We start from the raw sequence: 25946 nt of genomic DNA, 5'->3' as shown, positions 1-25946 counted from the left end.
GTGGTCGGGCGTCGGGACCCGACGCGCGGCAGGTGCGCGGCCGTCGAACCCCCACGCGCGGAACCGGACCGGGCCGAAAAGGATCCACCCGCTTTCCATTGGCCCTTGCCGTGGACTGGTCCACTCGCGTTTCCTCGGGGATGCACCAACCCCCTCTTTTCACCCCGAGTGAGGTCACCCGTGTCCACCACGCTTCCCGACTCCGCCCAGACCCCCGAGACCGGCACCGCCCGCGTGAAGCGCGGCATGGCCGAGCAGCTCAAGGGCGGCGTGATCATGGACGTCGTCACGCCGGAGCAGGCGAAGATCGCCGAGGACGCGGGCGCCGTCGCCGTCATGGCCCTGGAGCGGGTCCCGGCCGACATCCGCAAGGACGGCGGCGTGGCCCGCATGTCCGACCCGGACATGATCGAGGGCATCATCGACGCCGTCTCGATCCCCGTCATGGCCAAGTCCCGCATCGGCCACTTCGTCGAGGCCCAGGTCCTGCAGTCGCTCGGCGTGGACTACATCGACGAGTCCGAGGTCCTCACCCCGGCCGACGAGGTCAACCACTCCGACAAGTGGGCCTTCACCACCCCCTTCGTGTGCGGCGCCACCAACCTCGGTGAGGCCCTGCGCCGCATCGCCGAGGGCGCCGCGATGATCCGCTCCAAGGGCGAGGCCGGCACCGGCAACGTCGTCGAGGCCGTCCGCCACCTGCGCCAGATCAAGAACGAGATCGCCAGGCTGCGCGGCTTCGACAACAACGAGCTGTACGCCGCCGCCAAGGAGCTGCGCGCCCCCTACGAGCTGGTCCGCGAGGTCGCCGAGCTGGGCAAGCTCCCGGTCGTGCTGTTCTCCGCCGGCGGGGTGGCCACCCCGGCCGACGCCGCGCTGATGCGCCAGCTCGGCGCCGAGGGCGTCTTCGTCGGCTCCGGCATCTTCAAGTCCGGCGACCCGGCCAAGCGCGCCGCCGCCATCGTCAAGGCCACCACCTTCTACGACGACCCGAAGATCATCGCGGACGCGTCCCGCAACCTCGGTGAGGCCATGGTCGGCATCAACTGCGACACCCTCCCCGAGACCGAGCGCTACGCCAACCGCGGCTGGTAACCACTCCATGAGCAGCGAAGCACCTGTCATCGGCGTCCTGGCCCTCCAGGGCGACGTACGGGAGCACCTCATCGCCCTGGCCGCGGCCGACGCCGTGGCCAGGCCGGTCCGGCGCCCCGAAGAACTCGCCGAGGTGGACGGCCTGGTCCTGCCCGGCGGCGAGTCCACCACCATCTCCAAGCTCGCCGTCCTCTTCGGCGTGATGGACCCCCTGCGCGCGCGGGTGCGCGACGGCATGCCCGTCTACGGCACCTGCGCCGGCATGATCATGCTCGCCGACAAGATCCTCGACCCGCGCTCGGGCCAGGAGACCGTCGGCGGCATCGACATGATCGTGCGCCGCAACGCCTTCGGCCGGCAGAACGAGTCCTTCGAGGCTTCCGTGGACGTCCGCGGCGTCGAGGGCGACCCTGTGGAGGGTGTGTTCATCCGCGCCCCCTGGGTCGAGTCCGTCGGCGCCGGGGCCGAGGTGCTCGCCGAGCACGACGGCCACATCGTCGCGGTCCGCCAGGGCAACGCGCTGGCCACGTCGTTCCACCCGGAACTGACGGGCGACCACCGTGTGCACGCCCTGTTCGTCGACATGGTGCGCGCGATACGGGCGGCGGAGTCCTTGTAGGATCTGCGGGGGTACCTCCCGGCTGCCCCAGGCCCGGGAGCGTTCGTACAGGATGGTTTACGCGAAGGAGACAGGCAGATGTCCGGCCACTCTAAATGGGCTACGACGAAGCACAAGAAGGCCGTCATCGACGCCAAGCGTGGCAAGCTCTTCGCGAAGCTGATCAAGAACATCGAGGTCGCGGCGCGTATGGGCGGCGTCGACCTGGAGGGCAACCCGACGCTGTACGACGCCGTGCAGAAGGCGAAGAAGCAGTCGGTGCCCAACAAGAACATCGACTCGGCCGTCAAGCGCGGCGGCGGTCTCGAAGCCGGCGGCGCCGACTACGAGACGATCATGTACGAGGGCTACGGGCCGAACGGCGTCGCGGTGCTCATCGAGTGCCTCACCGACAACCGCAACCGCGCCGCCTCCGACGTCCGCGTCGCCATGACCCGCAACGGCGGCTCCATGGCCGACCCCGGCTCGGTGTCGTACCTGTTCAACCGCAAGGGCGTGGTGATCGTCCCCAAGGGCGAGCTGACCGAGGACGACGTCCTGGGCGCCGTCCTGGACGCCGGTGCCGAGGAGGTCAACGACCTCGGTGAGACCTTCGAGGTCATCAGCGAGGCCACCGACCTGGTCGCGGTCCGCACCGCCCTCCAGGACGCCGGCATCGACTACGACTCCGCCGACGCCAACTTCGTCCCGACCATGCAGGTCGAGCTGGACGAGGAGGGCGCCAAGAAGATCTTCAAGCTGATCGACGCCCTGGAGGACAGCGACGACGTGCAGAACGTCTTCGCCAACTTCGACGTCAGCGACGAGGTCATGGAGAAGGTCGACGCCTGACATCGCGCACGCACGGCGACCGCGGCGGGCCGGAGGGACACGTCCCCCGGCCCGCCGCCGTTGTCAGTGGCACCCGATAGCCTGCACGGACAGGCGATCGAAGGGAAGGCGCGTGCGCGTACTGGGGGTGGACCCGGGGCTGACCCGCTGCGGGGTCGGCGTCGTGGAGGGCGTCGCGGGCCGGCCGCTGACCATGATCGGCGTCGGTGTCGTGCGCACCCCCGCCGACGCCGACCTCGGGCACCGCCTGGTCGCCGTCGAACAGGGCATCGAGCAGTGGCTGGACGAGCACCGCCCGGAGTTCGTCGCGGTGGAGCGCGTCTTCAGCCAGCACAATGTGCGCACGGTCATGGGCACCGCCCAGGCCAGCGCCGTCGCCATCCTGTGCGCCTCCCGCCGCGGCATCCCCGTCGCCCTGCACACCCCCAGCGAGGTCAAGGCCGCCGTCACCGGCAGCGGCCGCGCCGACAAGGCCCAGGTGGGCGCCATGGTCACCCGCCTGCTGCGGCTCGCCGCGCCCCCCAGGCCCGCCGACGCGGCCGACGCCCTCGCCCTCGCCATCTGCCACATCTGGCGCGCCCCCGCGCAGAACCGGCTCCAGCAGGCCGTCGCCCGGCACACGGCCAAGGCCCCGGTGACACCGGCCGGAGCCCCGACGACACCGAAAGGCCGTACGGCATGATCGCCTTCGTCAGCGGCACGGTCGCCGCCCTCGCCCCCGACACCGCGGTGATCGAGGTCGGCGGCGTCGGCATGGCCCTCCAGTGCGCTCCGAACACACTGTCGACGCTGCGCGTCGGCCAGGCCGCCAAGGTGCACACCTCCCTGGTCGTCCGCGAGGACTCCCTGACCCTGTACGGCTTCGCGGACGACGACGAACGCCAGACCTTCGAGCTGCTGCAGACCGCCAGCGGCGTCGGACCGCGCCTGGCCCAGGCCATGCTCGCCGTGCACAGCCCCGACGCACTGCGCCGCGCGGTCGCCACCGGCGACGAGAAGGCGCTCACCGCCGTCCCCGGCATCGGCAAGAAGGGCGCCCAGAAGCTGCTCATCGAACTGAAGGACCGGCTCGGCGAACCGCTCGGCGCGCCCGCCGTCGGCGCACCGGTCACCCAGGGCTGGCGCGACCAGCTGCACGCCGCGCTCATCGGCCTGGGCTACGCCACCCGCGAGGCCGACGAGGCCGTCACCGCGGTGACGCCGCAGGCCGAGGCCGCCGGCGGCGCGCCCCAGGTCGGGCAGCTGCTCAAGGCCGCCCTGCAGACCCTGAACCGAGCCCGCTGACGCACCGGCGCCACCCCCGCGAGGAGACCCGCAGTGAACTGGGACGAGACGACCGACCCCGCCGCCGCAGAGCGGCTGGTGGGCTCTGTCGCCGACCGTGAGGACCAGGCCGTCGAGGCCGCCCTGCGCCCCAAGGACCTGGGCGAGTTCATCGGCCAGGAGAAGGTCCGCGAGCAGCTCGACCTGGTGCTGCGCGCCGCCCGCGCGCGCGGCGCCACCGCCGACCACGTCCTGCTCTCCGGCGCCCCCGGCCTCGGCAAGACCACCCTCTCGATGATCATCGCGGCCGAGATGGGCGCCCCCATCCGCATCACCTCCGGCCCCGCCATCCAGCACGCCGGCGACCTCGCCGCCATCCTGTCCTCGCTCCAGGAGGGCGAGGTCCTCTTCCTCGACGAGATCCACCGCATGTCGCGGCCCGCCGAGGAGATGCTCTACATGGCGATGGAGGACTTCCGCGTCGACGTGATCGTCGGCAAGGGCCCCGGCGCCACCGCCATCCCGCTGGAGCTGCCCCCCTTCACCCTGGTCGGCGCCACCACCCGCGCGGGCCTGCTGCCGCCCCCGCTGCGCGACCGCTTCGGCTTCACCGCGCACATGGAGTTCTACGGCCCGGCCGAGCTGGAGCGCGTCGTGCACCGCTCGGCCGCCCTGCTCGACGTCGGGATCGAGACCGAGGGCGCCGCCGAGATCGCCGGCCGCTCCCGCGGCACGCCCCGCATCGCCAACCGCCTGCTGCGCCGGGTGCGCGACTACGCGCAGGTCAAGGCGGACGGCGTCGTCACCCGCGAGATCGCCGCGGCGGCCCTCGCGGTGTACGAGGTCGACGCCCGCGGCCTCGACCGGCTGGACCGGGCGGTGCTGCAGGCCCTGCTGAAGCTGTTCGGCGGCGGCCCCGTCGGCCTGTCCACGCTCGCCGTGGCGGTGGGGGAGGAGCGTGAGACAGTGGAGGAGGTCGCCGAGCCCTTCCTCGTGCGCGAGGGACTGCTCGCCCGCACCCCGCGCGGACGGGTGGCCACACCGGCGGCCTGGGAACATCTCGGCCTCACCCCGCCCCGCTCGTCAACCGGGGGAAACGGACAACAGGGCCTGTTCGGGGCGTGAGGAGGCCGGCATTGACCCGGGCAGGAACCCAGGTGCCATGCTGAGCGTTGTTCCCTGCGCGCGGACTCCCTTAGACTCCGCCGATGCCGCCCTTGCCGACGGCACGCAATCCCCCAACCATCAGGCCGCTCCCCATCGCGGTCGTGTGAAGGAAGTTCCGACCCGTGAGTCTCGTGACCATCCTCCCGTTCATCGTGCTCATCGGGGCCATGTTCCTGATGACCCGGTCGGCCAAGCGCAAGCAGCAGCAGGCCGCCACCATGCGGAACCAGATGCAGCCCGGCAGCGGAATCCGCACCATCGGCGGCATGTACGCGACGGTCAAGGAGGTCAACGACGACACGGTCCTCCTTGACGCCGGGCCGGGCGTGGAGCTGCTCTTCGCCAAGAACTCGATCGCGACCGTGCTGTCCGACGACGAGTACAACCGCATCGTCCACGGCATCGAGCACGACCTGAAGTCCGACGCCGACCTCGTCCCCGACGACGCCTCCTCCCTCACCGGGACCGACGAGCCCGCCGCCGACGCCTCCGCCGACAAGGTCGACCTCGGCAAGAAGGACGCGGCCGAGGAGCCGGCCGACGCCCCCGCCGAGGCGAAGCCGGACGACGCGCCGAAGAAGACCGAAGGCGACTCCGAGTCGAAGTAGCCATCACCCAGGGCGTGCGGCACCATCCGTGCGCCCTGGGACGTGTCGACTTCGCGGGGGATTCCCGACACCATGTCATGGCCGCTCACCGGGCCCACCCGGCGCGGAGCGGCCCGAGAGGGAGTACGAGAAGGTGGCAGCACCCAAGAAGGGCCGGAGCGCCAGCGCTCAGAGCAAGCCATGGCGCTCGCTGGCCCTCATCCTGATCGCCATCGTGGCGCTCACCGGGGGCATGTTCGCCTCCGGACACACCACCCCGCGCCTCGGCATCGACCTGGCCGGCGGTACGAGCATCACCCTGCGGGCGGTCCCCGAGCGCGGTCACGAGTCCGCGGTCAACAAGGCCAACATGGACACCGCGGTCGACATCATGAACCGCCGTGTCAACGGCATGGGTGTCTCGGAGGCCGAGGTCCAGACCCAGGGCGATCGCAACATCATCGTCAACATCCCCAAGGGCACCAACTCCGAGCAGGCCCGCAAGCAGGTCGGCACCACCGCCAAGCTGTACTTCCGCCCGGTCCTCGCCACCGACGTCTCCGGCGCCGCCAGCCCGTCGCCGACACCGTCCTCCAGCGCCTCCGGCAAGCCCGGCGACAAGGCCACGGACAAGACCGGCGACAAGGCCGCCTCCGGCTCCCCGAGCCCGACGGCGACCGCGTCCAAGCAGGGCCGCGCCGTCACCGACGGCCTCAAGGCCGACGCCACCCCCTCCGGGAGCGCCTCGTCCACCCCGAAGGCGTCGGGCAGCCCGAAGGCGTCCTCCAGCGCGTCCCCGCCGGCGAGCGGCGGCGACGCGACCGCCAAGCTCCAGGCGCAGTACGCCAAGCTGGACTGCACCGACGAGAAGACCCGCACCGCGATCGGCCAGAACACCCTGGCGACCGACCCGGTCCTGGCCTGCGGCAAGAACTCGCAGAACCAGTGGCAGAAGTACATCCTCGGCCCCGCCGCCGTGGACGGCACCGACGTCAAGAAGTCCCAGGCCGTCTTCAACACCCAGAACGGCTCGGGCTGGACCGTTACCATGGAGTTCACCTCCAAGGGCGCCAAGAAGTTCGCGGACATCACCGGCACGCTGGCCAAGAACCAGCAGCCGCAGAACCAGTTCGCCATCGTCCTGGACGGCAACGTCGTCTCCGACCCGTACGTCAACGAGGCGCTGACCGGCGGCAACGCGGAGATCACCGGTCACTTCGGCCAGCAGGAGGCGCAGGACCTCGCCAACATGCTGTCCTACGGCGCCCTGCCGCTGACCTTCAAGGAGGACAGCGTCACCACGGTCACCGCCGCGCTCGGCGGCGACCAGCTGCACGCCGGCCTGATCGCGGGCGCCATCGGCCTCGCCCTGGTCGTCGTCTACCTGCTGATCTTCTACCGCGGTCTGTCGATCATCGCGATCCCCTCGCTGCTGGTCTCCGCGGTCCTCACCTACGTGATCATGGCGCTGCTCGGCCCGGCCATCGGCTTCGCGCTGAACCTGCCGGCCGTGTGCGGCGCGATCGTGGCCATCGGCATCACCGCGGACTCGTTCATCGTGTTCTTCGAACGCATCAGGGACGAGATCCGCGAGGGCCGCACGCTGCGCCCGGCCGTGGAGCGCGCCTGGCCCCGGGCCCGGCGCACCATCCTGGTCTCCGACTTCGTGTCGTTCCTGGCCGCCGCGGTGCTCTTCATCGTCACCGTCGGCAAGGTTCAGGGCTTCGCCTTCACCCTCGGTCTGACCACCCTGCTCGACGTGGTCGTCGTCTTCCTGTTCACCAAGCCGGTGATGACGATCCTGGCCCGTAGGAAGTTCTTCGCGAACGGCCACAAGTGGTCCGGCCTGGACCCGAAGGCCCTGGGTGCCAAGGCGCCGCTGCGCCGTACCCGCCGCCCCGCCCGCCCCGTCGACACGAAGGAGGCGTGAGCGATGTCGAAGATCGGCAGCATCGGCGCCCGACTGCACCGTGGCGAGGTCGGCTACGACTTCGTCAAGAACCGCAAGATCTGGTACGGCATCTCGATCCTGATCACCATCACGGCCATCCTCGGCCTGGCGGTGCGCGGCCTGAACATGGGCATCGAGTTCCAGGGCGGAGCGGTCTTCACCTCGCCCAAGCACATGAGCGCCTCGGTCGCCCAGGCCGAGACGTACGCCAAGGACGCCTCGGGCCACGACGCGGTGGTGCAGAAGCTCGGTGACGGCAGCCTGCGCATCCAGATCGCCGGCATCGACACCGACAAGTCCGATGAGATCAAGACCACGCTCGCCAAGGACCTCAAGGTCAACGCGGAGCAGATCAACGCCGACCTGGTCGGCCCCAGCTGGGGCGAGCAGATCGCCGACAAGGCCTGGGAGGGCCTGGCGATCTTCATGGTGCTGGTCGTGATCTACCTGGCCATCGCCTTCGAGTGGCGCATGGCCGTGGCCGCGCTGGTCGCCCTGATCCACGACATCACGATCACCACCGGCATCTACGCCCTCGTCGGCTTCGAGGTCACGCCCGGCACGGTGATCGGCCTGCTGACCATCCTCGGTTACTCGCTCTACGACACGGTCGTCGTCTTCGACAGCCTCAAGGAGCAGACGAGGGACATCACCCGGCAGACCCGCTGGACCTACAGCGACCTGGCCAACCGCTCCATCAACGGCACGCTGATGCGGTCCATCAACACCACGGTGGTCGCGCTGCTGCCGGTGGCGGGCCTGCTGTTCATCGGCGGCGGCGTGCTCGGCGCGGGCATGCTCAACGACATCTCGCTGTCGCTGTTCGTCGGCCTCGCGGCCGGCGCGTACTCCTCGATCTTCATCGCCACGCCGCTCGTCGCCGACCTCAAGGAACGCGAGCCGCAGATGAAGGCGCTCAGGAAGCGCGTCCTGGCCAAGCGGGCCCAGACCCAGGGCGAGCCGGTGGACGCGGCGGACGACGGGCCGTTCGAGGACGAGTCCGAGGACGCCGCGCCCGCCGTGGTCGGCCCGCGCAACCAGCCCGCCTCCCGCGGCCGCGGCCGGGGCCGCCCCTCCGGGAAGCGCCGATGACCGGCCTCCAGGAGCTGCTGCTCAGCCGCATCCGCGACGTGGCCGACCACCCGGAGCCGGGCGTGGTGTTCAAGGACATCACCCCGCTCCTGGCGGACCCGGCGGCCTTCACCGCCCTCACCGGCACGCTGGCGGAGATCGCCACCCGCGAGGGCGCGACGAAGATCGTCGGCCTGGAGGCCCGCGGGTTCATCCTCGGTGCCCCGGTCGCCGTCCGCGCGGGCCTCGGCTTCATCCCCGTCCGCAAGGCGGGCAAGCTCCCCGGAGCGACCCTGAGCCAGGCGTACGACCTGGAGTACGGCTCGGCGGAGATCGAGGTCCACGCGGAGGACCTGAGCGCCGGCGACCGGGTCCTGGTCGTCGACGACGTGCTGGCCACCGGCGGCACCGCCGAGGCGTCCCTCCAGCTCATCCGCCGGGCGGGCGCCCAGGTCGCGGGCCTGGCCGTGCTGATGGAGCTGGGCTTCCTGGGCGGCCGCGCCCGGCTGGAACCGGCCCTGGCCGGCGCCCCGCTGGAGGCGCTGCTCCAGGTCTGACCCCAGGCCGCACACCGCACACCGCACCGCACGCCGTACACCGCACGGACGGGCCCGGAGGAATCCGGTGCCCGTCTTGTGTGTTTTCTCCGGAGTACGGCCCGCTCATCGGGCTGGAGGCGATCCCGGGGCCCGGGATCGCTACCATGGGACCTCCGGAGCCTGACCGGGGACCCGGATCGCGCACGAGGAGCCCTCTTGCCAGACGAGGCCCAGCCACTGACCGCCGCCAAGCCCGAGTCCGCCTCGGCAGCCGCGGCGAAACCCGCGCCGAACGTGTCGAACGAGAAGAACGACACCCGCGGGGCGGTCGAGCACGCCCCGTCCGCGCCCGTGGAGAAGCCCGCGGCGGCCTCGCGTCCCAAACCCGCACCCGTGCGCGCCGCCGCCGGCCAGGGCGCGCGCTCCGGCTCCTCCAACCGCGTCCGCGCCCGGCTCGCCCGCCTCGGCGTGCAGCGCGCCAACCCGTACAACCCGGTCCTCGAGCCGCTGCTGCGGATAGTGCGCAGCAACGACCCGAAGATCGAGACGGCCACGCTGCGCCAGATCGAGCGCGCCTATCAGGTCGCCGAGCGCTGGCACCGCGGCCAGAAGCGCAAGAGCGGCGACCCGTACATCACGCATCCGCTCGCCGTCACCACCATCCTCGCCGAGCTGGGCATGGACCCGGCCACGCTCATGGCGGGCCTGCTGCACGACACCGTCGAGGACACCGAGTACGGCCTGGACGACCTGCGCCGGGACTTCGGCGACGTCGTCGCGCTGCTCGTGGACGGCGTCACCAAGCTGGACAAGGTCAAGTTCGGTGAGGCCGCGCAGGCGGAGACCGTGCGCAAGATGGTCGTCGCCATGGCCAAGGACCCGCGCGTCCTGGTCATCAAGCTCGCCGACCGCCTGCACAACATGCGCACCATGCGCTATCTCAAGCGCGAGAAGCAGGAGAAGAAGGCGCGCGAGACCCTGGAGATCTACGCGCCGCTCGCCCACCGCCTGGGCATGAACACCATCAAGTGGGAGCTGGAGGACCTCGCCTTCGCGATCCTCTACCCCAAGATGTACGACGAGATCGTCCGCCTGGTCGCCGAGCGCGCCCCCAAGCGCGACGAGTACCTGGCGGTCGTCACCGACGAGGTCCAGTCCGACCTGCGCGCCGCCCGCATCAAGGCCACCGTCACCGGCCGCCCCAAGCACTACTACAGCGTCTACCAGAAGATGATCGTCCGCGGCCGCGACTTCGCGGAGATCTACGACCTGGTGGGCATCCGCGTCCTGGTCGACACGGTCCGCGACTGCTACGCCGCCCTCGGCACCGTGCACGCGCGATGGAACCCGGTCCCCGGCCGGTTCAAGGACTACATCGCGATGCCCAAGTTCAACATGTACCAGTCGCTGCACACGACGGTCATCGGCCCCAACGGCAAGCCGGTCGAACTCCAGATCCGCACCTTCGACATGCACCGCCGCGCCGAGTACGGCATCGCCGCGCACTGGAAGTACAAGCAGGAGGCCGTCGCCGGTGCCTCCAAGGTCCGCACCGACGCGCCCAAGTCGTCCGCGAAGGACAAGGACGCCATCAACGACATGGCGTGGCTGCGGCAGCTCCTGGACTGGCAGAAGGAGACCGAGGACCCCGGCGAGTTCCTGGAGTCGCTGCGCTTCGACCTCTCCCGCAACGAGGTCTTCGTCTTCACGCCCAAGGGCGACGTGATAGCGCTCCCGGCCGGCGCCACCCCCGTCGACTTCGCGTACGCCGTGCACACGGAGGTCGGCCACCGCACCATAGGAGCCCGCGTCAACGGCCGTCTGGTGCCGCTGGAGTCCACCCTGGACAACGGCGACCTGGTGGAGGTCTTCACCTCCAAGGCGGCCGGCGCCGGGCCCTCACGCGACTGGCTCGGCTTCGTCAAGTCGCCGCGTGCCCGCAACAAGATCCGGGCCTGGTTCTCCAAGGAGCGCCGCGACGAGGCGATCGAGCAGGGCAAGGACGCCATCGTCCGCGCGATGCGCAAGCAGAACCTGCCGATCCAGCGCATCCTGACCGGCGACTCCCTGGTCACCCTCGCCCACGAGATGCGCTACTCGGACATCTCCGCGCTGTACGCGGCGATCGGCGAGGGGCATGTCTCGGCGCAGAACATCGTGCAGAAGCTCGTCCAGGCCCTCGGCGGCGAGGAGGCCGCCACCGAGGAGATCGACGAGAGCATGCCGCCCGCGCGCGGGCGCGGCCGCAAGCGCCGCTCCAGCGCGGACCCGGGCGTCGTCGTCAAGGGCGTCGACGACGTGTGGGTCAAGCTGGCCCGCTGCTGCACGCCGGTGCCCGGCGACCCGATCATCGGGTTCGTCACCCGCGGCAGCGGCGTATCGGTGCACCGCAGCGACTGCGTCAACGTGGACTCGCTCTCCCGCGAACCCGAACGCATCCTGGACGTCGAGTGGGCGCCCACCCAGTCCTCGGTCTTCCTGGTCGCCATACAGGTCGAGGCCCTGGACCGCTCCCGGCTGCTCTCGGACGTCACCCGCGTCCTGTCCGACCAGCATGTCAACATCCTCTCCGCGGCCGTCCAGACCTCCCGCGACCGCGTCGCCACCTCTCGCTTCACCTTCGAGATGGGCGACCCCAAGCACCTGGGCCACGTCCTGCGCGCGGTGCGCGGCGTGGAGGGCGTCTACGACGTCTACCGGGTCACCTCGGCGCGCAACCGGACGTAGCGGCGCCTCGGCGCGCACCATGGCCTAGCGGCGCACGAGAGAACGCCGGGAGGGCCCCGTACGGCGTGTACGGGGCCCTCCCGGCGTCCGGCTGCGGTGCTCTTGCCCTGCGCCTAGCCGCCGAACTCCTGCAGGCCCTTGAGCGCCTGGTCCAGGAGTGCCTGGCGGCCCTCCAGTTCGCGGGCGAGCTTGTCGGCCCTGGCGGTGTTGCCCTGGGCGCGGGCCTGCTCGATCTGGCCCTGGAGCTTGTCCACGGCCGCCTGGAGCTGACCGGTCAGACCCTCGGCACGCGCGCGTGCCTCCGGGTTCGTCCGGCGCCACTCGCTCTCCTCGGCCTCCTGCAGGGCCCGCTCGACCGTGTGCATGCGGCCCTCCACCCGGGGGCGGGCGTCGCGCGGCACATGGCCGATGGCCTCCCAGCGCTCGTTGATCGAGCGGAAGGCGGCCCGGGCGGCCTTCAGGTCCGAGACCGGCAGCAGCTTCTCGGCCTCCTCGGCCAGCTCCTCCTTGAGCTTCAGGTTCTCCGACTGCTCGGCGTCCCGCTCGGCGAAGACCGAGCCGCGGGCGGCGAAGAACACGTCCTGGGCGCCGCGGAAGCGGTTCCACAGGTCGTCCTCGTGCTCGCGCTGGGCGCGGCCCGCGGCCTTCCACTCCGCCATCAGCTCGCGGTAGCGGGCCGCCGTGACCCCCCAGTCCGTCGAGCCCGACAGCGCCTCGGCCTCGCCGACCAGCCGCTCCTTGGTCCTGCGGGCCTCCTCGCGCTGCGCGTCCAGCTGCGCGAAGTGCGCCTTGCGCCGCTTGGAGAACGCCGACCGGGCGTGCGAGAAGCGGTGCCACAGCTCGTCGTCGGACTTGCGGTCGAGGCGGGGCAGCCCCTTCCAGGTGTCCACCAGCGCGCGCAGCCGCTCACCGGCCGCCCGCCACTGGTCGGAGCGGGCCAGCTCCTCCGCCTCGGTGACCAGCGCCTCCTTGGAGTGCCGGGCCTCGTCGGCCTGCCGGGCGCGCTGGGCCTTGCGCTCCTCGCGCCGCGACTCGACGGACTCGACCAGCTTGTCCAGCCTCGCGCGCAGCGCCGCCAGGTCTCCGACCGCGTGGTGCGCGTCGAGCTGTTCGCGAAGGTGGTCGATGGCGGCCTGGGCGTCCTTCGCCGACAGGTCGGTGGTCCGCACGCGCTTTTCGAGGAGGCCGATCTCGACCACCAGGCCCTCGTACTTGCGTTCGAAGTAGGCCAACGCCTCCTCGGGGGAGCCGGCCTGCCAGGAACCGACGACCTGCTCGCCGTCGGCCGTTCGCACGTACACGGTCCCCGTCTCGTCGACGCGGCCCCACGGGTCGCTGCTCACAGCGCCTCCTCCACATGATGCCTGCGAAGGGGCTTCGAAGCTCCCCCGGGCATCGTCCACAGTTTCGTCACGGCCAACATAGGCGACCAGCGGGTTCCCTGTCCGCATCCAGCACGACCGAAATCGCGCAGTGGACACTCAGGACTTGGTGACCGCGGCCTTGTTGATCACGACCGTCGCGTTGGGGGCCCCGTCGCCGGCGCCCGTGTTCTCACCCGCCGCCGCGATCTTCTTGAGCACCTGCATCCCGGATGCGGAAATCGTACCGAACGGGGTGTAGCTGGGCGGCAGCTGACTGTCCTGGTAGACCAGGAAGAACTGGCTGCCGCCGGTGTGCGCCTGGCCGGTGTTGGCCATCGCCACCGTGCCCGCCGGATACACGTTGCCCTTGAGGCTCTTGTCCTTGAGGTTCTCGTCCGGGATCGTGTAGCCGGGCCCGCCGGTGCCGGTGCCCGTCGGGTCGCCGCACTGCAGCACGTAGATGCCGTTGGTGGTGAGCCGGTGGCACTTGCTGTGGTCGAAGAAGCCCTGACCGGCCAGGAAGTCGAAGGAGTTCACGGTGTGCGGCGCGGCCGCCGCCTTCAGCGCCACGTCTATGTCACCGCACGTCGTGGCGAGCTTCATCGTGTACTGCGCCGACGTGGCGATCGTCATCGCCGGCTCCTTCTTCCAGCTCAGCTTCTTCACCGAGCCCGCCGCCGGCTTCGCGCACGGGTCCGGCGCCTTGCTCTTGGCCGACGGGCTCGCGGCGGCCTTGTCGTCCTTCTTGCCGCTGTCGCTCTTGAGCGCCCCGGTGGTCCACAGCGCCGCTCCGCCGATGACCACCACGCCGAGCACCGACGCGATCACGGAGTTGCGCGTGCGCGCCTTGCGCCGTGCTGCGGTGCGCCGCTGCTGCTGCCGCAAGAACTTCTCCCGGGCGAGCTGACGCCGCCGCTGCTCCTGGCTGACCACCGGGTTCTCTCCTCATGCGTCTGGAAATGCCGTCCGGCACGCGCGTGCCCGATGAACCGGCCGCCCGCGTGTGACCCGTACCGTATATGGGTTCGCTGAGGATCCGGCAGCGCCGGTAGGCTCTGACCGTGGGCGCAGTCGCCCGATGCCCTCCCGTACCGACACAAACGAAGGACGATCGTGCTCATTGCCGGGTTCCCCGCCGGGGCCTGGGGGACGAACTGCTACCTCGTCGCCCCCGCCGCCGGTGAGGAGTGCGTGATCATCGACCCCGGCCACCAGGCAGCCGCGGGTGTCGAGGAAGCGCTCAGGAAGCATCGGCTCAAGCCCGTCGCCGTCGTCCTCACCCACGGCCACATCGACCATGTGGCCTCCGTGGTCCCGGTGTGCGGCGCGCACGACGTGCCCGCCTGGATCCACCCCGCCGACCGGTACATGATGAGCGACCCCGAGAAGGCCCTCGGCCGGTCCGTCGGGATGCCGCTGCTGGGCGAGCTGACCGTGGGGGAGCCCGACGACGTCAGGGAACTGACCGACGGCGCGCGCCTGGAACTGGCCGGCCTGGAGTTCTCCGTCGCGCACGCGCCCGGCCATACCAAGGGGTCGGTGACGTTCCGGATGCCCGCGGCCGCGGACATCCCGCAGGTCTTCTTCTCCGGGGATCTGCTGTTCGCCGGCTCCATCGGACGCACCGACCTGCCCGGCGGCGACATGGCCGACATGCTCGACTCGCTGGCCCGCGTGTGCCTGCCGCTCGACGACTCGACCGTGGTGCTGTCCGGCCACGGCCCCCAGACGACCATCGGCCAGGAGCGCGCCACCAACCCCTATCTGCGGCAGGTGGCCGCCGGCCAGGGAGCCTCGCCGGCTCCCCGACGAGGAATGTGACGAGAGACTCCGTGAGCACCTTCAAGGCCCCCAAGGGCACGTACGACCTGATCCCGCCGGACTCCGCGAAGTTCCTGGCGGTCCGCGAGGCCATCGCCGCCCCGCTGCGCAACTCCGGTTACGGCTACGTGGAGACCCCCGGCTTCGAGAACGTCGAGCTGTTCGCCCGCGGTGTCGGCGAGTCCACCGACATCGTGACCAAGGAGATGTACGCCTTCGAGACCAAGGGCGGCGACCGGCTCGCCCTGCGCCCCGAGGGCACCGCCTCCGTGCTGCGCGCCGCCCTGGAGGCCGGCCTGCACAAGGCGGGCAACCTCCCGGTCAAGCTCTGGTACTCCGGCTCCTACTACCGCTACGAGCGCCCGCAGAAGGGCCGTTACCGCCACTTCTCCCAGGTCGGCGCGGAGGCCATCGGCGCCGAGGACCCGGCCCTGGACGCCGAGCTGGTCATCCTCGCCGACCAGGCGTACCGCTCGCTGGGCCTGAGCGACTTCCGCATCCTGCTCAACAGCCTCGGCGACAAGGAGTGCCGTCCCGTCTACCGGGCCGCCCTGCAGGATTTCCTGCGCGGCCTCGACCTGGACGAGGACACCCTGCGCCGGGCGGAGATCAACCCGCTGCGCGTGCTCGACGACAAGCGCCCCGACGTGCAGAAGCAGCTGACCGGCGCCCCGCTGCTGCGCGACTACCTGTGCGACGCGTGCAAGGCGTACCACGAGGAGGTCCGCTCCCTGCTGGAGGCGCAGGGCGTCCGCTTCGAGGACGACCCCAGGCTGGTGCGCGGCCTGGACTACTACACGCGCACCACCTTCGAGTTCGTCCACGACGGCCTCGGCTCGCAGTCCGCGGTGGGCGGCGGCGGCCGCTACGACGGCCTGTCGGAGATGATCGGCGGCCCCGCGCTGCCCTCGGTGGGCTGGGCCCTCGGCGTGGACCGCACGGTCCTGGCCCTGGAGGCGGAGGGCGTCGAACTGCGACTGCCCGCCGCCACCAGCGTGTTCGCCGTCCCGCTCGGCGGCGAGGCGCGCCGGGTGCTGTTCGCCAAGGTCACCGAACTGCGCAAGGTGGGCATCGCGGCGGACTTCTCCTACGGCGACAAGGGCCTCAAGGCGGCGATGAAGGCGGCCAACCGCTCGGGCGCCGCCTACGCGCTCGTCCTCGGCGAGCGCGACCTGGCCGAGGGCGTCGTCCAGCTCAAGGACATGGAGTCCGGCGAGCAGACGGCGATCGGCGTGAACGAGATCGTGGCGGAACTGGAGTCGCGGCTCGGCTGAGCCCGCGACGGAAGGCGCCGGATGCCCGACGGGTGCCCGGCGCCTTTCTCATGCCCGAGGGGTCGCGGCGAGGGCGGGGCGTCAACTCCGCGGGCGCGGATTCCCCCTGCCGGACGATCTTCACGCGCGATCGCACGCGATCCCACCGGCCGGGCGGCCTCCTTATGCGCATCGAACGGTGGACACACGCGCGCGTGCGGCACAATGGCCCTGCCCGAAGAAGGTCCAACTCTCAAGTGACGGAATCGGCGTGATGAGCAAGACGACAGTCAAGGACGTCTCCACGGAGCACGGTCCGGACCGCACGGCCGGCGGGCCGCGCACGGTGGGCGGCAGCCGCGCCCTCGCCCTGCTGCTGGTGATCACCGGTGCGGCCGGGCTGCTCGCCGCCTGGGTCATCACGATCGACAAGCAGAAGATCCTCGAAGCCAAGCTGGCCGGCAAGACCTACACGCCGAACTGCAGCCTCAACCCGATCGTGTCCTGCGGCAACGTCATGGAGAGCAAGCAGGCCGCCGTCTTCGGGTTCCCCAACCCCATGCTCGGCCTGGTCGCCTACGGCATCGTCATCTGCGTCGGCATGAGCCTGCTCGCCCGCGCCCGCTTCCCGCGCTGGTACTGGCTGACCTTCAACGCCGGCACTCTCTTCGGCGTCTGCTTCGTCACCTGGCTGCAGTTCCAGTCGCTGTACCGGATCAACGCGCTGTGCCTGTGGTGCTCGCTGGCCTGGGTCGCCACGATCACCGCGTTCTGGTACGTCACCTCGGTCAACGTCCGCAACGACTTCCTGCCCGCCCCACGCCCGGTGAAGAACTTCCTGGCCGAGTTCACCTGGGTGCTCCCGGTCACGCACTGCGGTGTCATCGCCATGCTGATCCTGACCCGCTGGGGCAGCAGCCTCTGGGCCTGAGCCGCCCCCGGGTCCGGTCCTGGCGGCGTTGTCAGTGGTGTGCCATAGGGTTTCAGCGTGGAGCCCGACCTGTTCACCGCCGCAGCAGAAGAACGCCAGGAGAAGGACCCGGCCGCCAGCCCCCTGGCGGTCCGGATGCGCCCGCGCACCCTCGACGAGGTGGTGGGCCAGCAGCACCTGCTCAAGCCGGGATCGCCGCTGCGCCGGCTCGTCGGCGAGGGCGCCGGCGGCCCGGCGGGGCCCTCCTCGGTGATCCTGTGGGGCCCGCCCGGCACCGGCAAGACCACCCTGGCGTACGTCGTCTCCAAGGCCACCAACAAGCGCTTCGTCGAGCTGTCGGCGATCACCGCGGGCGTCAAGGAGGTCCGCGCGGTCATCGACGGCGCCCGCCGCGCCTCCGGCGGGTACGGCCAGGAGACCGTCCTCTTCCTCGACGAGATCCACCGCTTCAGCAAGGCCCAGCAGGACTCCCTGCTGCCCGCCGTGGAGAACCGCTGGGTCACCCTGATCGCCGCCACCACCGAGAACCCGTACTTCTCGGTGATCTCCCCGCTGCTCTCCCGCTCCCTGCTGCTCACCCTCGAACCGCTGACCGACGACGACGTGCGCGGCCTGCTGCGCCGCGCACTCACCGACGAGCGCGGCCTGAGAGCCGCTGTCACCCTCCCCGAGGACACCGAGGACCACCTGCTGCGCATCGCCGGCGGTGACGCCCGGCGCGCGCTGACCGCCCTGGAGGCCGCCGCCGGGGCCGCCCTCGACAAGGGCGAGGACGAGATCTCCCTGACCACGCTGGAGGAGACCGTCGACCGGGCCGCGGTCACCTACGACCGCGACGGCGACCAGCACTACGACGTGGCCAGCGCCCTGATCAAGTCCATCCGCGGCTCCGACGTGGACGCCGCCCTGCACTACCTGGCCCGGATGATCGAGGCCGGCGAGGACCCCCGGTTCATCGCCCGCCGGCTGATGATCTCGGCCAGCGAGGACATCGGCCTCGCCGACCCCCACGCGCTGCCCACGGCCGTCGCCGCCGCCCAGGCCGTCGCCATGATCGGCTTCCCCGAGGCCGCCCTCACCCTCAGCCACGCCACCATCGCGCTCGCCCTCGCCCCCAAGTCCAACTCCGCGACCACGGCGATCGGCGCCGCCCTGGAGGACGTGCGCAAGGGCCTGGCCGGCTCGGTTCCTGCGCACCTGCGCGACGGGCACTACCAGGGCGCGGCCAAGCTCGGCCACGCCCAGGGGTACGTCTACCCGCACGACCTGCCCGAGGGCATCGCCGCCCAGCAGTACGCGCCGGACGCCCTCAAGGACCGCGAGTACTACACCCCGGGCCGGCACGGCGCCGAGGCCCGGTACGCGGACGCGGTGGAGTGGACCCGCAAGCACCTCGGCCGGAAGCGCTCGTAGCAGCCTGTAGACTGCTGCACAGTGCCGAGTCCCGTGCCGTCAGAGCGGGACAGCCGGCCGGAGCCCCGGTCCTCGCGGACCGGCTCCAGGAGCGTCGCGCACCGTCGAACGGTGTCGCGGGCAGCCCACCACCCACCGGGAGCCCCCGGGACGGTCGGTGGGCCACTCGCGTGCTGCACGTATGTGCCCAGACCAGGGAAGCGGCTGCCCAGCGGGTCCCTCGCGGACCCGGCGGGTTTTCCCGGCTGCGGATGCGACCTCCGTAACCCTGACGAGCCGAACACTACGAAACGAGATTGAGACAGTGGCGAACCAGTCCCGCCCCAAGGTCAAGAAGTCGCGTGCCCTCGGCATCGCGCTGACCCCGAAGGCCGTCAAGTACTTCGAGGCCCGCCCCTACCCGCCGGGCGAGCACGGCCGCGGCCGCAAGCAGAACTCGGACTACAAGGTCCGTCTGCTGGAGAAGCAGCGTCTGCGCGCGCAGTACGACGTGTCCGAGCGCCAGCTCGTCCGCGCCTACGAGCGTGCCTCCAAGGTCCAGGGCAAGACCGGTGAGGCCCTGATCATCGAGCTGGAGCGCCGCCTCGACGCGCTGGTCCTGCGTTCGGGCATCGCCCGCACGATCTACCAGGCCCGCCAGATGGTCGTCCACGGCCACATCCAGGTCAACGGCCAGAAGGTCGACAAGCCGTCCTTCCGCGTCCGCCCGGACGACGTCGTGCAGGTCCGCGACCGCTCCAAGGAGAAGACGCTCTTCACGGTCGCCCGTGAGGGTGGCTTCGCCCCCGAGGGCGAGACCCCGCGCTACCTCCAGGTGAACCTCAAGGCCCTGGCGTTCCGCCTGGACCGTGAGCCGAACCGCAAGGAGATCCCGGTGATCTGCGACGAGCAGCTCGTCGTCGAGTACTACGCTCGCTGATCCCAGCAGGCCGTACCACGCCTCAGCCCGCCGTCTCCCCGCCCTTCCGGGTGGGCGAGGCGGCGGGTTCGCGCTGTTCCGGGCCGCCCCGGCGGGCCCGCCCGCGCGGCGCCGGCAGCCCCGGCAGCGGCCGGGCCCGCGCCCGGCCGAGCGCCCGCGCCACAGCCGCCTCCCGGCCGAGCCGGGCACCCTCGCGCACACACTCCTCGTACCGCGCCTCGCCCAGCCGCTCCCGGGCCGTCGACGCGCACAGCTCGTGCGGGGCGTTGTAGTGCGCCGAACCGAACAGCCGCAGCCCCACCGAGGGCCACATGGCGCCCGCCGCGCCCTGCAGCACCGCCGCCTCCGCCGCGTCCCCCTCGCCCACCGTCACCAGCGCCAGCAGCTCCACCGCCAGCACCGACCCCAGCAGGTCGCGGAAGCCGTGCGCGCTGCTCAGGCAGTCGACGAGCAGATCCCGGGCACGCCCCAGGTCCTCCTCCTGCCGGGCCGCGTACGCCAGGACGTACAGCGCGTACGCCCGCGCCCAGCGCTCCCCGTGGTCGTCGCAGATCCGGCGGACGTCCTCGCACAGCCGCACCGCCTCCGGCAGATCGCCCCGGAAGGCCCGCGCCATCGCCAGCTCGACCTGGCCCATCAGCACGTTGCTGTTCAGCTCGCCGATCGCCCGGTAGCGAGCCAGGGCCGAGCGCAGCAGCCTCTCCGCGCCCTCCATGTCGTCGGTGACCAGCGCCAGACAGCCCGACCGGTGCTCCGCGTACGCCAGCGCCGTCGCGCTCGCGGACCGCTCCGCGACCGTGCGGCACTCCTGGAGCGCGGCCGGCGCCGCCACGGTGTCGCCCTGCAGGATCGCCACATGGGCCAGCACCCACAGCGCCTTCAGCCGGGACTGCTCGTGGCCGCCGTCCAGCTCGACGGCGCGCCGCAGCCAGTGCCGGCCCTCCGAGAGACGCCCGCACCCCGCCCAGCAGAACCACAGGCAGCCCGCGAGGTACTGGCCCAGATGCGCCTCCCGCGGGCCGCTCATGCAGTACTCCAGGGCGCTGCGCAGATTCGGCAGCTCCACCTCGATGCGCGCGGCCACCTCCGTCTGCCGGGGCGAGAACCACTCCAGCTCGCACCAGGTGGCCAGGCCGACGTACCAGTCGCGGTGCCGGCGCCGCAGCCGGTCCGCGTCCCCGGCCGCCGACAGCCAGCCGGCGCCGTAGGCGCGGACCGTGTCCAGCATCCGGTAGCGGGTCCCCGCCGCCGTCTCCTCGCGGGCCACCACCGACTGCGCGAGCAACTCGCCGAGCACGTCCAGGACGTCGTCGGCGGGCAGCCCGCCGCCGCTGCACACGTACTCGGCGGCCTCCAGGTCGAACGGCCCGGTGAACACCGACAGCCGCGCCCACAGCAGCCGCTCCCGCGGCGTGCACAGCTCATGGCTCCAGCCGATGGTCGTGCGCAGCGCCCGGTGCCGGGGGAGGGCGTCGCGCAGCCCCCCGGTCAGCAGCCGGAACCGGTCGTCGAGCCGTTCGAGGAGCCGCTCGGGCGACAGCGCCCGCAGCCGCCCCGCCGCCAGCTCGATCGCCAGCGGGATCCCGTCCAGGCGCCGGCACACCTCCCGCACCGCCGGATCGTCCTCGCCGACCGCCACCCCCAGCTGCGCGGCCCGCTCGCCCAGCAGCCGGGCCGCCTCCGGCTCGGCCAGCGGCGCCAGCGGGAACAGCCGCTCGCCCGCCACGCCCAGCGGCCGGCGCCCCACGGCCAGCACCGACAGCTCCGGCGCCCGCCGCAGCAGCTCGGCCACCAGTGACGCGCACGCCGGAGCCAGATGCTCGAAGCCGTCCAGCACCAGCAGCAGCCGGCACCCGGCGGCCCCCGCGGCCGGCGCGAAACCGAGCGCCTGCGGCAGGTCGAGCAGCGTCTCGCGCGGCGGGCGCGTCGTGTGGTCGGTCAGACCGAGCGCCTCCACGACGGCGTGGTCGACGAACTCCGCGTCCCGCACCGCCGCCAGCTCCACCCGCCCCCAGGTCCGGGGCACCGCCCGAGCGGCCATGGCCGTCCACCGCGCCGCCGCGCGCGCCGCCAGGCGCGACTTGCCGACCCCGCCCATCCCGGTCACGGTCACCAGCCGGGCGGTGTCGAGGGCCCGTACCAGGGCGTCCAGTTCGGCCGAGCGCCCCACGAACGCGTCGAGTTCGGCGGGGGTGGAGCCCACCGCGCCGCACCCCGGAGGCGGAGAGTCCGGCGTGGCATCATCCATGGCGTCTCGCATGGAACACGGAGGGTACTGAAACGTAATCGGTCCGTACAACCGCAGGTCGCGACCGCGTGCGCGGCGCGGGGGGATCCGGTACGGAGCCGCGCCCGCGTCGCGATAGGCTCGGTGCACGACTTTCTCGATGTTCTCGATGTTCAGGCACGTTTCAGGGAGCGGGTGCGCACAGTGTCCGGTGGAGAGGTGGCCGGGATCCTGGTGGCCGTGTTCTGGGCGATCCTGGTCTCCTTCCTCGCCGTCGCGCTGGCGAGGCTGGCCCAGACGCTCAGGGCGACCACCAAGCTCGTGTCGGACGTGACCGACCAGGCCGTTCCGCTGCTGGCCGACGCGTCGCAGGCGGTGCGCTCGGCGCAGACCCAGATCGACCGCGTCGACGCCATCGCCTCCGACGTCCAGGAGGTCACGTCCAACGCGTCCGCGCTGTCCACCACCGTCGCCTCCACCTTCGGCGGCCCCCTGGTCAAGGTCGCCGCCTTCGGCTACGGCGTGCGCCGGGCCCTGGGCGGCCGCAAGGAGGACGTGCCCGCCAGGACGTCGAGGCGTACGGTGATCGTGGGCCGCACCGTCCCGGCCGCGCGGCGGGGGAAGCGGAACAACCGGGAGAAGTAAGGACTAGCGATGTTCCGCCGTACGTTCTGGTTCAGCACCGGCGTCGCCGCCGGTGTGTGGGCCACCACCAAGGTCAACCGCAAGCTGCGCCAGTTGACGCCCGAGTCCCTCGCCGTGAGCGCGGCGAACAAGGCCCTGGAGACCGGTCACCGGCTCAAGGACCGCGCGGTCGGCTTCGCGCTCGACGTGCGCGACAACATGGCCCGGCGCGAGGCCGAACTCGGCGAGGCGCTCGGCATCGACGCCGGCGCCGACCGGGAACTGCCCCCGCCCCGGCGGCTCGCCGCCATCGAGAACCACAACCACCCGAAGTACGTCGACGGCTCGACGTACCCGACGTACTCGTACAACCGGAATGAGGACCACTGATGGAGTCGGCCGAGATCCGCCGCCGCTGGCTGAGCTTCTTCGAGGAGCGCGGGCACACCGTCGTCCCTTCGGCGTCGCTCATCGCGGACGACCCGACTCTGCTCCTCGTCCCGGCCGGCATGGTGCCCTTCAAGCCCTACTTCCTGGGCGAGGTCAAGCCGCCCTACCCGCGCGCCACCAGCGTGCAGAAGTGCGTGCGCACCCCCGACATCGAAGAGGTCGGCAAGACCACCCGGCACGGCACGTTCTTCCAGATGTGCGGCAACTTCTCCTTCGGCGACTACTTCAAGGAAGGCGCCATCAAGTACGCCTGGGAGCTGCTCACCAGCCCCCAGGACAAGGGCGGTTACGGCCTCGACCCCGAGCGTCTGTGGATCACCGTCTACCAGGACGACGACGAGGCCGAGCAGATCTGGCACGAGGTCGTCGGCGTGCCCAAGGAGCGCATCCAGCGCCTGGGCATGAAGGACAACTTCTGGTCCATGGGCGTGCCCGGACCCTGCGGCCCCTGCTCCGAGATCAACTACGACCGCGGCCCCGAGTTCGGCGCCGAGGGGGGCCCCGCCGTCAACGACGAGCGGTACGTGGAGATCTGGAACCTCGTCTTCATGCAGTCCGAGCGCGGCGAGGGCATCGGCAAGGACAACTTCGAGATCCTCGGGGACCTGCCGAGCAAGAACATCGACACCGGCCTCGGCCTGGAGCGGCTCGCCATGATTCTGCAGGGCGTGCAGAACATGTACGAGATCGACACCTCCATGGCCGTGATCAAGAAGGCCACCGAGCTGACCGGCGTGGCCTACGGCGACGCCCACGCCTCGGACGTCTCGCTGCGCGTGGTCACCGACCACATGCGTACCTCCGTGATGCTCATCGGCGACGGCGTCACCCCCGGCAACGAGGGCCGCGGTTACGTGCTGCGCCGCATCATGCGCCGCGCCATCCGCAACATGCGGCTGCTCGGCGCCACCGGCCCGGTCGTCAAGGACCTCATCGACGTCGTCATCGGCATGATGGGGCAGCAGTACCCGGAGCTGGTCACCGACCGCGAGCGCATCGAGAAGGTCGCCGTCGCCGAGGAGAACGCCTTCCTCAAGACGCTCAAGGCCGGCACCAACATCCTCGACACCGCCGTCACCGAGACCAAGCAGTCCGGCGGCCGCGTCCTCCCCGGCGACAAGGCGTTCCTGCTCCACGACACCTGGGGCTTCCCGATCGACCTCACCCTGGAGATGGCCGCCGAGCAGGGCCTCTCGGTGGACGAGGACGGCTTCCGGCGCCTGATGAAGGAGCAGCGCGAGCGCGCCAAGGCCGACGCCCAGGCCAAGAAGACCGGCCACGCCGACCTCGGTGCCTACCGCGAGATCGCGGACGGCGCCGGCGAGACCGACTTCATCGGCTACACCGACACCGAGGGCGAGTCCACGATCGTCGGCCTCCTCGTCGACGGCGTCTCCTCCCCGGCCGCCACCGAGGGCGACGAGGTCGAGGTCGTCCTGGACCGCACCCCGTTCTACGCCGAGGGCGGTGGCCAGATCGGTGACACCGGCCGCATCAAGGTCGACACCGGTGCCGTGATCGAGATCCGCGACTGCCAGAAGCCGGTCCCGGGCGTCTACGTGCACAAGGGTGTCGTCCAGGTCGGTGAGGTCACCGTCGGCGCCAGGGCCCACGCCTCCATCGACAATCTGCGCCGCAAGGCCGTCGCCCGCGCCCACTCGGCCACCCACCTCACCCACCAGGCGCTGCGTGACGCGCTCGGCCCGACGGCCGCCCAGGCCGGTTCCGAGAACCAGCCCGGCCGCTTCCGCTTCGACTTCGGCTCCCCGTCCGCCGTCCCGACGGCCGTGATGACCGACGTCGAGCAGAAGATCAACGAGGTGCTCGCCCGCGACCTCGACGTGCACGCCGAGGTCATGGGCATCGACGACGCCAAGAAGCAGGGCGCCATCGCCGAGTTCGGCGAGAAGTACGGCGAGCGGGTCCGGGTCGTCACCATCGGGGACTTCTCCAAGGAGCTGTGCGGCGGCACACATGTGCACAACACCGCCCAACTCGGCCTGGTGAAGCTGCTCGGCGAGTCCTCCATCGGCTCGGGCGTGCGCCGTATCGAGGCCCTGGTCGGTGTGGACGCCTACCACTTCCTCGCCCGTGAGCACACTGTCGTCGCCCAGCTCCAGGAGCTGGTCAAGGGCCGCCCGGAGGAGCTTCCGGAGAAGGTCTCCGCCATGCTCGGCAAGCTCAAGGACGCCGAGAAGGAGATCGAGAAGTTCCGCGCGGAGAAGGTGCTCCAGGCCGCCGCGGGGCTGGCCGAGTCCGCCAGGGACGTCCGCGGCGTGGCCGTGGTCACCGGCCGGGTCCCAGACGGCACCACCCCCGACGACCTGCGCAAGCTGGTGCTGGACGTGCGCGGCCGCATCCAGGGCGGCCGGGCCGCCGTGGTCGCCCTGTTCACCGTGAACAACGGCAAGCCGCTCACGGTCATCGCCACCAACGAGGCCGCCCGCGAGCGCGGCCTGAAGGCCGGTGAGCTGGTCCGCGCCGCCGCCAAGACGCTCGGCGGCGGCGGTGGCGGCAAGCCGGACGTCGCCCAGGGCGGCGGCCAGAACCCGGCCGCGGTCGCCGACGCGGTGGACGCCGTCGAGCGCCTCGTGGCGGAAACGGCCAAGTGATGCGAAGAGGCCGCCGGCTCGCCGTCGACGTCGGGGACGCCCGGATCGGGGTCGCCTCGTGCGACCCCGACGGGATCCTCGCCACACCGGTGGAGACCGTCCCCGGCCGGGACGTCCCGGCGGCCCACCGCCGGCTGCGGCAGCTCGTCGAGGAATACGAGCCGATCGAGGTCGTCGTCGGGCTGCCCCGCTCCCTCAAGGGGAGCGAGGGCCCGGCCGCGGTCAAGGTCCGCGCCTTCGCCGGGGAACTGGCCCGGGGCATCGCCCCGGTGCCGGTCCGGCTGGTGGACGAGCGGATGACCACGGTCACGGCGAGCCAGGGGCTGCGGGCCTCCGGGGTGAAGTCCAAGAAGGGACGCTCCGTGATCGACCAGGCAGCCGCCGTCATCATTCTCCAGCAGGCCCTGGAATCCGAACGGGTGTCAGGTACAGCACCCGGAGAGGGCGTCGAAGTGGTCATCTGATCGCGATACGGTAACGTT

General features: G+C 71.4%; 23 protein-coding genes. 20 read left to right on the top strand and 3 right to left on the bottom strand.

Annotated features, from left to right (window positions below; translation table 11 throughout):
- Positions 1-246: 246 nt before the first annotated feature.
- The 11 genes from pdxS to relA all read left to right on the top strand — a co-directional run bounded on the left by pdxS (position 247) and on the right by relA (position 11850).
- A complete protein-coding gene (gene pdxS / locus ABZ858_RS25880) occupies positions 247-1095 on the top strand; it encodes a pyridoxal 5'-phosphate synthase lyase subunit PdxS (RefSeq protein WP_244204326.1) in 849 nt (282 codons plus the stop codon).
- A 7-nt stretch (positions 1096-1102) separates the two neighbouring features.
- Positions 1103-1714 (top strand): pyridoxal 5'-phosphate synthase glutaminase subunit PdxT, encoded by a 612-nt coding sequence (pdxT, locus tag ABZ858_RS25875; RefSeq protein WP_361383148.1) that lies wholly within the window; start codon positions 1103-1105, stop codon positions 1712-1714.
- A gap of 78 nt (positions 1715-1792) precedes the next feature.
- Positions 1793-2545 carry a YebC/PmpR family DNA-binding transcriptional regulator gene (locus ABZ858_RS25870; protein WP_361383145.1) on the top strand — a complete coding sequence of 251 codons (753 nt, stop codon included), beginning with the start codon at positions 1793-1795 and terminating at the stop codon, positions 2543-2545.
- Positions 2546-2657: 112 nt separating this feature from the next.
- Positions 2658-3227, top strand: coding sequence for a crossover junction endodeoxyribonuclease RuvC (gene ruvC / locus ABZ858_RS25865; RefSeq protein WP_361383142.1), 570 nt, complete (start codon positions 2658-2660; stop codon positions 3225-3227).
- Positions 3224-3829 carry a Holliday junction branch migration protein RuvA gene (ruvA, locus tag ABZ858_RS25860; RefSeq protein ID WP_361383139.1) on the top strand — a complete coding sequence of 202 codons (606 nt, stop codon included), beginning with the start codon at positions 3224-3226 and terminating at the stop codon, positions 3827-3829. Before ruvC ends, ruvA begins: the two co-directional genes overlap by 4 nt.
- A 33-nt stretch (positions 3830-3862) precedes the next feature.
- A complete protein-coding gene (gene ruvB / locus ABZ858_RS25855; protein WP_361383136.1) occupies positions 3863-4933 on the top strand; it encodes a Holliday junction branch migration DNA helicase RuvB in 1071 nt (356 codons plus the stop codon).
- Positions 4934-5097: 164 nt separating this feature from the next.
- Complete coding sequence (gene yajC, locus ABZ858_RS25850) at positions 5098-5583, top strand: preprotein translocase subunit YajC (RefSeq protein WP_361383133.1); 486 nt, start codon at positions 5098-5100, stop codon at positions 5581-5583.
- A gap of 133 nt (positions 5584-5716) precedes the next feature.
- A complete protein-coding gene (secD, locus tag ABZ858_RS25845; protein WP_361383130.1) occupies positions 5717-7492 on the top strand; it encodes a protein translocase subunit SecD in 1776 nt (591 codons plus the stop codon).
- Positions 7493-7495: 3 nt separating this feature from the next.
- Positions 7496-8605, top strand: a complete 1110-nt coding sequence (gene secF / locus ABZ858_RS25840) for a protein translocase subunit SecF (protein ID WP_361383127.1) — start codon at positions 7496-7498, stop codon at positions 8603-8605.
- The gene (locus ABZ858_RS25835; RefSeq protein WP_361383124.1) at positions 8602-9141 is read left to right on the top strand and encodes an adenine phosphoribosyltransferase; all 540 of its coding nucleotides are present in this window, start codon (positions 8602-8604) and stop codon (positions 9139-9141) included. Before secF ends, ABZ858_RS25835 begins: the two co-directional genes overlap by 4 nt.
- A gap of 198 nt (positions 9142-9339) precedes the next feature.
- Entirely contained in the window at positions 9340-11850 is a 2511-nt protein-coding gene (gene relA, locus ABZ858_RS25830) for a GTP pyrophosphokinase (RefSeq protein ID WP_361383121.1), read from the top strand.
- Between the two features lie 113 nt (positions 11851-11963).
- Here relA and ABZ858_RS25825 read toward each other — a convergent pair whose 3' ends face one another.
- Entirely contained in the window at positions 11964-13193 is a 1230-nt protein-coding gene (locus ABZ858_RS25825; RefSeq protein ID WP_361383118.1) for a DUF349 domain-containing protein, read from the bottom strand.
- A 138-nt stretch (positions 13194-13331) separates the two neighbouring features.
- The gene (locus tag ABZ858_RS25820; RefSeq protein ID WP_361383115.1) at positions 13332-14147 is read right to left on the bottom strand and encodes a peptidylprolyl isomerase; all 816 of its coding nucleotides are present in this window, start codon (positions 14145-14147) and stop codon (positions 13332-13334) included.
- A 180-nt stretch (positions 14148-14327) separates the two neighbouring features.
- Between ABZ858_RS25820 and ABZ858_RS25815 the strand changes: the two genes are divergently transcribed.
- From ABZ858_RS25815 to rpsD, 5 genes are all read left to right on the top strand, one after another.
- Positions 14328-15035, top strand: coding sequence for an MBL fold metallo-hydrolase (locus tag ABZ858_RS25815; protein WP_361383112.1), 708 nt, complete (start codon positions 14328-14330; stop codon positions 15033-15035).
- Positions 15036-15046: 11 nt separating this feature from the next.
- The gene (hisS, locus tag ABZ858_RS25810; RefSeq protein WP_361383109.1) at positions 15047-16309 is read left to right on the top strand and encodes a histidine--tRNA ligase; all 1263 of its coding nucleotides are present in this window, start codon (positions 15047-15049) and stop codon (positions 16307-16309) included.
- Between the two features lie 253 nt (positions 16310-16562).
- The gene (locus ABZ858_RS25805) at positions 16563-17219 is read left to right on the top strand and encodes a vitamin K epoxide reductase family protein (protein WP_361383106.1); all 657 of its coding nucleotides are present in this window, start codon (positions 16563-16565) and stop codon (positions 17217-17219) included.
- A 57-nt stretch (positions 17220-17276) separates the two neighbouring features.
- Positions 17277-18632, top strand: coding sequence for a replication-associated recombination protein A (locus tag ABZ858_RS25800; protein WP_361383103.1), 1356 nt, complete (start codon positions 17277-17279; stop codon positions 18630-18632).
- A 304-nt stretch (positions 18633-18936) separates the two neighbouring features.
- Positions 18937-19551, top strand: coding sequence for a 30S ribosomal protein S4 (gene rpsD / locus ABZ858_RS25795; protein WP_361383100.1), 615 nt, complete (start codon positions 18937-18939; stop codon positions 19549-19551).
- Between the two features lie 22 nt (positions 19552-19573).
- Here the strand turns inward: rpsD and ABZ858_RS25790 are convergent, their stop codons facing one another.
- The gene (locus ABZ858_RS25790; RefSeq protein ID WP_361383097.1) at positions 19574-21811 is read right to left on the bottom strand and encodes an AAA family ATPase; all 2238 of its coding nucleotides are present in this window, start codon (positions 21809-21811) and stop codon (positions 19574-19576) included.
- A 162-nt stretch (positions 21812-21973) separates the two neighbouring features.
- On the opposite strand from ABZ858_RS25790, the gene ABZ858_RS25785 reads away from it, so the two are divergent.
- Genes ABZ858_RS25785 through ruvX form a run of 4 tightly spaced genes read left to right on the top strand, consistent with a single transcriptional unit; the run spans position 21974 to position 25928 of the window.
- Positions 21974-22423 carry a DUF948 domain-containing protein gene (locus ABZ858_RS25785; protein WP_361383094.1) on the top strand — a complete coding sequence of 150 codons (450 nt, stop codon included), beginning with the start codon at positions 21974-21976 and terminating at the stop codon, positions 22421-22423.
- A gap of 9 nt (positions 22424-22432) precedes the next feature.
- Positions 22433-22792, top strand: a complete 360-nt coding sequence (locus tag ABZ858_RS25780; RefSeq protein WP_361383091.1) for a hypothetical protein — start codon at positions 22433-22435, stop codon at positions 22790-22792.
- Complete coding sequence (gene alaS / locus ABZ858_RS25775; RefSeq protein ID WP_361383088.1) at positions 22792-25464, top strand: alanine--tRNA ligase; 2673 nt, start codon at positions 22792-22794, stop codon at positions 25462-25464. The genes ABZ858_RS25780 and alaS overlap by 1 nt, the downstream gene beginning before the upstream one ends.
- Positions 25464-25928, top strand: coding sequence for a Holliday junction resolvase RuvX (ruvX, locus tag ABZ858_RS25770; protein WP_361383085.1), 465 nt, complete (start codon positions 25464-25466; stop codon positions 25926-25928). The genes alaS and ruvX overlap by 1 nt, the downstream gene beginning before the upstream one ends.
- Positions 25929-25946 lie beyond the last annotated feature (18 nt).

It is taken from the genome of Streptomyces sp. NPDC047017 (assembly GCF_040644175.1).
Classification (GTDB): Bacteria; Actinomycetota; Actinomycetes; order Streptomycetales; family Streptomycetaceae; genus Streptomyces.
This window is presented reverse-complemented; position numbering and strand designations above follow the sequence as displayed.

Excerpts from the sequence above, each read along its gene's own strand:
- ruvX (WP_361383085.1), top strand. The coding sequence starts at position 25,464 with ATGCGAAGAGGCCGCCGGCTCGCCGTCGACGTCGGGGACGCCCGGATC.
- pdxS (WP_244204326.1), top strand. The coding sequence starts at position 247 with ATGGCCGAGCAGCTCAAGGGCGGCGTGATCATGGACGTCGTCACGCCG.
- ABZ858_RS25790 (WP_361383097.1), bottom strand. The coding sequence starts at position 21,811 with ATGCGAGACGCCATGGATGATGCCACGCCGGACTCTCCGCCTCCGGGG.
- alaS (WP_361383088.1), top strand. The coding sequence starts at position 22,792 with ATGGAGTCGGCCGAGATCCGCCGCCGCTGGCTGAGCTTCTTCGAGGAG.
- ABZ858_RS25805 (WP_361383106.1), top strand. The coding sequence starts at position 16,563 with ATGAGCAAGACGACAGTCAAGGACGTCTCCACGGAGCACGGTCCGGAC.
- secF (WP_361383127.1), top strand. The coding sequence starts at position 7,496 with ATGTCGAAGATCGGCAGCATCGGCGCCCGACTGCACCGTGGCGAGGTC.
- ABZ858_RS25870 (WP_361383145.1), top strand. The coding sequence starts at position 1,793 with ATGTCCGGCCACTCTAAATGGGCTACGACGAAGCACAAGAAGGCCGTC.
- pdxT (WP_361383148.1), top strand. The coding sequence starts at position 1,103 with ATGAGCAGCGAAGCACCTGTCATCGGCGTCCTGGCCCTCCAGGGCGAC.
- ABZ858_RS25835 (WP_361383124.1), top strand. The coding sequence starts at position 8,602 with ATGACCGGCCTCCAGGAGCTGCTGCTCAGCCGCATCCGCGACGTGGCC.
- ruvA (WP_361383139.1), top strand. The coding sequence starts at position 3,224 with ATGATCGCCTTCGTCAGCGGCACGGTCGCCGCCCTCGCCCCCGACACC.
- ABZ858_RS25780 (WP_361383091.1), top strand. The coding sequence starts at position 22,433 with ATGTTCCGCCGTACGTTCTGGTTCAGCACCGGCGTCGCCGCCGGTGTG.